At 73.6% G+C, this 246-nt stretch carries 1 protein-coding gene; it reads right to left on the bottom strand.

What is annotated here, in order from left to right; all coding sequences use genetic code 11:
* Positions 1-246 (bottom strand): 5-oxoprolinase subunit B family protein (locus ACSNOK_RS35620; RefSeq protein WP_436784809.1); only part of this gene is annotated, 246 nt, incomplete at both ends.

The following is a 246-nucleotide window of genomic DNA, read 5'->3' as shown; positions in this document are numbered from 1 at the left end:
ATCAGTTGCCAGCCGCCCGGGCTGGCCTGGGGATAGACGGCGCTGAACGTGCCGCCCAGCGCCACGGAGCCGGCCGGCACGCGCGTGCGCGGCGTGGTGCGGCGCGGCACGTTGAAGATCGGATCGCCCCCGCTGAGGTAGGCAAAGCCGGGCGCGAAGCCCGTGAAGGCCACGGCGTACTCGCTGCCCGTGTGGCGGCGCACGACTTCCTCGGGCGTGATGCCCAGCAGCTGCGCCACATCGGCC

The organism is Streptomyces sp. URMC 126, assembly GCF_051386555.1.
GTDB lineage: Bacteria > Actinomycetota > Actinomycetes > Streptomycetales > Streptomycetaceae > Streptomyces.
The sequence above is the reverse complement of the archived record's forward strand: the minus strand, read 5'-3'. Positions and strand labels throughout refer to the sequence as shown.